The organism is Arthrobacter sp. GCM10027362, assembly GCF_042679445.1.
In the GTDB taxonomy this organism is placed as follows: Bacteria; Actinomycetota; Actinomycetes; order Actinomycetales; family Micrococcaceae; genus Crystallibacter.
In genome coordinates, this window is the sequence record NZ_JBHTML010000214.1 from 1 (window position 1) to 6,254 (window position 6,254).

7 protein-coding genes are annotated in these 6,254 nt (G+C 69.6%); 1 reads left to right on the plus strand and 6 read right to left on the minus strand.

Annotated features, from left to right (window positions below):
• From ACFQ36_RS19840 to ACFQ36_RS19860, 5 genes are all read right to left on the minus strand, one after another.
• Positions 1–221: FAD-dependent oxidoreductase (locus ACFQ36_RS19840; RefSeq protein ID WP_377016782.1), on the minus strand; the 221-nt coding region annotated here is incomplete at its 3' end.
• Between the two features lie 12 nt (positions 222–233).
• Entirely contained in the window at positions 234–425 is a 192-nt protein-coding gene (locus ACFQ36_RS19845) for a ferredoxin (protein ID WP_377016784.1), read from the minus strand.
• A gap of 50 nt (positions 426–475) precedes the next feature.
• Entirely contained in the window at positions 476–1,684 is a 1,209-nt protein-coding gene (locus ACFQ36_RS19850) for a cytochrome P450 (RefSeq protein ID WP_377016786.1), read from the minus strand.
• 48 nt (positions 1,685–1,732) lie between these two features.
• Entirely contained in the window at positions 1,733–3,241 is a 1,509-nt protein-coding gene (locus ACFQ36_RS19855) for an APC family permease (RefSeq protein WP_377016788.1), read from the minus strand.
• A gap of 277 nt (positions 3,242–3,518) precedes the next feature.
• Positions 3,519–4,397: a hypothetical protein gene (locus ACFQ36_RS19860; RefSeq protein WP_377016790.1), complete on the minus strand. Its 879-nt coding sequence runs from the start codon at positions 4,395–4,397 to the stop codon at positions 3,519–3,521.
• A 381-nt stretch (positions 4,398–4,778) separates the two neighbouring features.
• Here ACFQ36_RS19860 and ACFQ36_RS19865 point away from each other — a divergent pair, with 381 nt between their 5' ends.
• Positions 4,779–5,957, plus strand: a complete 1,179-nt coding sequence (locus tag ACFQ36_RS19865) for a CaiB/BaiF CoA transferase family protein (protein ID WP_377016792.1) — start codon at positions 4,779–4,781, stop codon at positions 5,955–5,957.
• 1 nt (position 5,958) lies between these two features.
• Here the strand turns inward: ACFQ36_RS19865 and ACFQ36_RS19870 are convergent.
• A partial coding sequence (locus ACFQ36_RS19870; RefSeq protein ID WP_377016794.1) for a helix-turn-helix domain-containing protein occupies positions 5,959–6,254 on the minus strand: 296 nt, incomplete at its 5' end.

The following is a 6,254-nucleotide window of genomic DNA, read 5'->3' on the forward strand; positions in this document are numbered from 1 at the left end:
TCCGCGGCGCTGCGGCGCTGGCGCAGCAGCACCGAGGCCAGGGCCTCCGCCGGGGTGCCGGGCGCCGCGAGCAGTTCCTTGGACAGCGGCGGGCGGTTGTAGGGCGGGTGGGCCTCGTCGCCGACAACGACGATGTCCTCCTCCCAGCCGGCTGCGCGCAGCTGCTCGGCCGCGCGCAGCCCGCCCATGGAGGCCCCGGCCACAATGATCCTGCGTGCCATGCCCGGACTCCTTCAGTTCTTCAGGAGGATGGCCTGCACGGGGCAGACGTCGATGGCCTCCTCGACCTCGTCCAGCAGCCCGTCCTCGAACGTCTCCTCGTACTCGAGGATGCCTGCCGGATTCATCCGGAACACCGCCGGGGCGGCGATGGCGCACTGGCCGTGGTTGTCGCAGAGGCTGCGGTCTACATCGATGGTCTTCATCTCGGTCCTGCTTTCTGGTGGTGCTGTCAGGTGGTGTTGCGGCGGGCCGGTCAGGCGCGCTTGGTGAAGCCGAGGGGCAGGCGGGTGGGACCGGTGTTGCCCGAATCCGGCAGCCATTCGTCCCCGCCGGCCAGGTGCGGGTCCGCCAGCCGCCGGGCCAGCAGCGGCAGCGCCTCGCTCATGTCCGCGCGGGCCACGAAGTGGCCCAGGCAGTGGTGGACGCCGCCGCCGAATCCGTAGTGCGGGGCGTGCTCGCCGAGCAGGTCCATTTCGGGGTTGGGGAAGGCCCGCGGGTCGGTGCCCGAGGACTGGGTGAACAGGTGGACGGTGGTGCCCCGGGCGATGAACAGCCCCTGGTATTCGAAGTCCTCCACCGCCTCGCGGGTCACCCAGCGCACGGTCGGATTGGTGCGCATGACCTCTTCCACGGCCTTGGTGCCCAGCTCAGGGCGCGCGGCCAGCAGTTCCCACTGTTCGGGGTTGCGGATGAAGGACTGCATGGCCAGGCCCAGCTGGTTGCGGGTGGTGTCCATGCCCCCGAAGATCAGCAGGACCAGGGCGTTGCGCAGTTCCTCGTCGCTGAGCCGGTCCCCGTCCCGGTTAGCCAGCACCAGGCGGGAGACGAAGTCCTCGCCCGGATTCGCCTGGCGGTCCCGGATCAGTTCCTCGGCGTACTCGTAGAGTTCGGCGACGGCGGCCTCGACCTTGTCCAGGTCCTGCTTGAAGGTCACGCCCAGGGCCAGGCCCACGGTGGAGGCCAGGCGGGCAATCTTCGGCCATTCGCTCTCGGGGATGCCGAGCAGGATGGTCAGCACGCGGGTGGCGTAGGGTTCGGCGAAGTCGCGGATGAATTCGCATTCGCCCTTGTCGATGAAGGCATCGACCAGTTCGTTGGCCAGCTCCCGGAACCGTGGCACCAGTTGCTTGATCAGCCGTGGGGAGAACGCCGGGTTGAGCAGGCGGCGGATCCGATGGTGGTCCTCGCCCTCGAGCACCAGCAGGTTCTTCGTCCACCAGTCATGGAACAGGCCGGAGTGGACACCGTTGTGTGCCGGCCACTTGGCGCTGCCCTGGGACAGCTGCGGGCTCTTGAGCAGCTTGCTGACCTCGTCGTAGCGCAGCACCGCGATTCCGTAGTTGGTGCGCGCGTACCAGCTCTGCCCGCGGGCGCTGCGCAGCGCCTCGGACTGCATGGCGAAGGACGGGTCCGAGATGTCCAGGTAGGGGACGTCTGGCACTTTGATGGCACGTGTGCTCATGGCGGAAACCTTTTCTGTGTTGCCGGAAGGGAACGGATCAGGCGCGGCTCAGCGGACGCGCAGGGTGGTGGCCGGGATGGCGTCGGCGGCCGGGGCATCGCCCTTGAGGTAGGGTTTCCTGGCCGCCATGTAGGCCAGGCCGATGGCGACGACGGCGACCGAGGAAATCAGCACGATCCAGTTCACGAACCAGCCCGCCTCCGGGGTACGCGGCCAGGCCATGTTCACCATGCCCAGCACGCCCCAGCCCAGGGCCGCGATGTTGACCGGGATGCCCCACCTGCCCAGTTGGAAGGCGCCGCGGGGCTGCCAGCCCTTGAGCCGGGCACGCAGGGCGGCCAGGACCACCATCTGGAAGCCCATGTACATGCCCATGGCGGCGAAGGAGATGATGGCCACCAGCGCATCTTCGGACACTTTGGAACCGACCACGATGACGGCGGGCACCAGGCCGGCGAGCAGCAGGGCGTAGGGCGGCACATGCCGGGTTTCGCTGAACTTGCTCAGCAGGTGGCTGGCCGGCAGGATGCCGTCGCGGGCCATCGAGTAGGCCAGGCGGCTGGTGGCCGCCTGCAGGCTCAGGGCGCAGGAGACGAAGGAAATCATGACCACGGCCAGGACCACCTTGAAACCGACCGGGCCGAAGGCGGCCAGCAGCACATTGCCCACCGGGTCGGCGTCGGCACCGGAGATCACCGCACCGAAGTCGGGGACGGCCAGGATCAGCGAGAGGCAGACGAACATGGCCGCGAAACCGCCGATGTAAATGGTCATCCGCATGGCCTTGGGGATGGTCCGGCCGGGGCTGGGCACCTCCTCGGCCACGTCGCCGCAGGCTTCGAAACCGTAGTACTGGTAGATGCCAATCAGTCCGGCCGCGGCGAAGGCGGCGAAGTAGCCGCCACCGTTGCCGGAGCCAAAGCCCTCGACCAGCACGCCCAGGTCGTGATGGCGGGCGGCGACCAGCAGCCAGGTGCCGACGACCAGGGCCCCGCCGAGCTCGGCCAGCAGGCCCAGCATGGCGACCTTGTTCAGGATCCTGGTGCCGCACAGGTTCAGCACGGTGGCGACCAGGATCACCAGCAGCGCCGCGACGATGGTCGAGTCCACGCTCGGTTCCATGCCGAGCAGCGCGCTCAGGAACGGCCCGGCGCCGTAGGAGACGCTGGCGATGGTCACCAGCAGGGCACACAGGTAGACCCAGCCGTTCATCCAGCCCCACTTGCGGCCCCACAGGCGGCGGGCCCACGGGTAGACGCCGCCGGCCACCGGGTAGGTGGAGACGATTTCGCCGAAGACGGTGGCCACCAGCAGCTGGCCGCCGCCCACGATGAGCAGCGACCAGAACATCGGTGGTCCGGCCATGCCCAGCGAGGCGGCGAAGAGCGAGTAGATGCCCACCACCGGGGAGAGATAGGTGAAGCCCAGGGACACATTGCCCCAGAAGGTCATCTCGCGCTTGAACTGCTGGTCGTACGAGTAGCCGAGCGAAGCAAGGTGCTCGGCGTCCTCGTCCAGGACCGGCTCCTCGGCCGGGCGGGTGATTTCGGCGGACATTGAACTCCTTCAGGGGGAAGGTCTTGAGCTTGGCGGTCGCGGCGGAGGTCCCGGTTCCGTCCCGTGGTACGCATCATGTGAGGCGCGTCACGAAAAAACTGTATTTGTGCATGTTTTATTTGGCAAGGGGTTTTCTGGGGAAAATTCCGCAACACCAAGACCGGGGCGGCCGCCGAAAGCCCCGAAGACCTGCGACGAGGCCGGCCCGGAACCCGGACAACGCGCACCACGATGCCGGCAGGCAGGGACAAAAAGTTTTGTTTCTAAAAGATTTGCCCTAGAGCAAGGGCCAGACGCGGCGGCGCAGATCGTAGATCGCCCACGCCCGGGGCACCAGGTCGAAAGCCACATCGCACACGCGCCGCAGCTGCTCCATGCTGCCGGCGGCGGCCTGCTCCCCCGCCACCTCGCCAAAGAGGCCGGCATTCCCGTTCCCCGCCGCCCACTCCAGCCCGTGCGAGTAGCCGCTGCAGAACTGCCAGACGTAGATCAGCTCCGGCGGCACGTCGCCGGCAACCCGCAGCTCCTTGAGGATGGCCGTCTGGGTGCGGTTCTTGGTGGCGTACCCCCACTTGCCGTCCGCCTTCCGCGAGAAGACCGGCGGCAGCGCCATGGCCTGCGCCGAGTCATTGACCGTCCGGCGCAGGCCATCGAAGTACGCCACGGCGCGCGCGTACCGGCCGGGGTCGAACTCCTCGAGGTAGGCATCCCAGAACGAGGCGGCATTGAACACCTCCCGGGCAATGAGCACGAGGCTGCGCCGGATGCGTTCGGGCCCGTCGTCCGGCAGCAGCGCCCAGAGCACCGTGGTCGCACACTCGATGATGGTGCGCACCAGGGAGTACGGGGCGTGGGTGTACTGCCGGTACGAAAAGGCCGCGGCCGGTTCCTCCCTGAACAGCAGTCCGCGCAGGGCGCGGGTGTTGTCCATCGCCGCGGCCAGGGATTGCTTGAGCAGGCCGCTGACACTGTGCGTGGACGCGAACCGCTCATCCAGCCACGCCAGCGGCGAGCCCGGCTCGATGTCCTCGGCATGCGCATTCCGGGCGCAGTAAGGCGCCAGGGCCTCCAGCCGCGCCAGGATCGCCTTCGCCGCCAGGCTCTCGCCGTCGGACCGCTCCGGCCGGTCCGCGCCATTACGGGACACCTCCTCCATGCGCAAATCGTAGTCCCGCCGTCCACCTGGCCGGCCAGGATCGTGCCCTGGGCTCTGCCCGCCGCAGCCGGGCCGCCGGCAATGACGACGCCCCGGCGCTGGCCGGGCTGCACCTCAGGTGCCCGCGCAAGGCCGGCACGGAGGTTCTCCGAGGACTTCTTCGACCGGCCTCCTACCGCAAGAACGGGTTCGCCCGTGACGGTGCCCGGCAAGGTCTCGTGGCATGTCGGCGGCCCGGAAGGACCCTGCCTTACTTGTGCAATCCGCCCAAGTACTGGACGGGACATCCAATGCCGCCCGGGCACCGCCCTCCCTAGACTGGACGCCAGGTCCGGAACCCGGAACGGTTCGGCCGGCTCCTTCCCGCACGAAAGGGTACCCATGCCTGACCAGCCCAGCACCCCGCCGTCGTCCGGCCAGCGTCCGCTCGAGGGCGTGCTCGTCGCCGATTTCTCCCGGGTGCTCGCCGGGCCGCTGGCCACCATGACGCTTGCGGACCTGGGCGCGCGCGTGGTCAAGGTGGAGCGCCCGGGCACCGGGGACGACACCCGCAGCTGGGGCCCGCCCTTCTCCGCCACCGGGGCGACGTACTTCGAGAGCGTGAACCGGAACAAGGAATCGGTCTGCCTGGACCTGGCCGACCCGGCCGACCGCGGGCTGGCCCGGGACCTGGCCCTGCGCGCGGACGTGCTGGTGGAGAACTTCAAGCCCGGCGGCCTGGCGAAGCTGGGGCTGGGCTACGAGGAGTTGGCCACGGAAAACCCCGGGCTGGTCTACGCGTCGATCTCCGGCTTCGGCTCCGCCGCCGGGGCGGCACTGCCCGGCTATGACTTCATTGTCCAGGCCTTGGGCGGATTGATGAGCATCACCGGGGACGCCGGCGGCTCCCCTTACAAGGCCGGCGTGGCGCTGGTGGACGTGCTCACAGCCAAGGACGCCACCATCGGCATCCTCGCTGCGCTCAACGCCCGGGCCGCCACCGGCCGCGGCAGCCGGCTGGAGGTGAACCTGCTCTCCAGCCTGCAGGGTGCGCTGGCCAACCAGGCGCAGGCCTGGCTGGGCGCCGGGGTGGTCCCGGGCCGGATGGGCAATGCGCACCCCTCGATCGTGCCCTACCAGCTGCTCGACTGCGCGGACGGGCCGCTGGCGGTGGCCTGCGGCAACGACGGGCAGTTCGCCAGGCTCACCGAGGTCCTCGGGGTGCCGAAGCTGGCCGCGGATGCCCGTTTTGCCACCAACAGCGCCCGGGTCCAGCACCGCGGCGAACTCATCCCGCTGCTGGAGCAGGCCCTGTCCGCTGCCGGCGCCCAGGTCTGGCAGGACAAGCTGACCGGCGCCGGCGTACCGGCCGGACACGTGGCCACCATCGCCGAGGGCCTGGACTACGCCGAAGCGCTGGGTCTGGACCCGGTCATCGAGGTGCAGGACGGCTCCGGGCACAGCGTCGGCCGGCAGGTGCGGCATCCGGTCAGCTGGACCCCGCCGCTGCCGGCCCGGACCCAGGCCCCGCCGGCGCTGGGCGAGCATACGGACAGCGTGAAGGCCTGGCTTCGCGGCTGATTCACAGTCCGCGGCGGCGCAGCGCCAGCCACAGGTGGGCCGCCGTGTCCGGGTCGTCCAGGCTTATCCCGGCCAGCCGTTCGGCCACGGCCATCCGGTGCCGCAGCGAATTGCGGTGCACCTGCAGTTCCCGGGCCGCGTCTTCCCAGTGCCCGCGGTAACGCAGGTAGGCGGCCACCGTGCCCAGCAGATCCGCGCGTCTGTACCCGGCCAGCTGTTCCGCCCAGGCGTCCGCGCGGGCGTCGGCGCCGCCGCCGGTGCCCACCAGCTGTCCGGCCGGTGCCTGCAGCGCGGCTT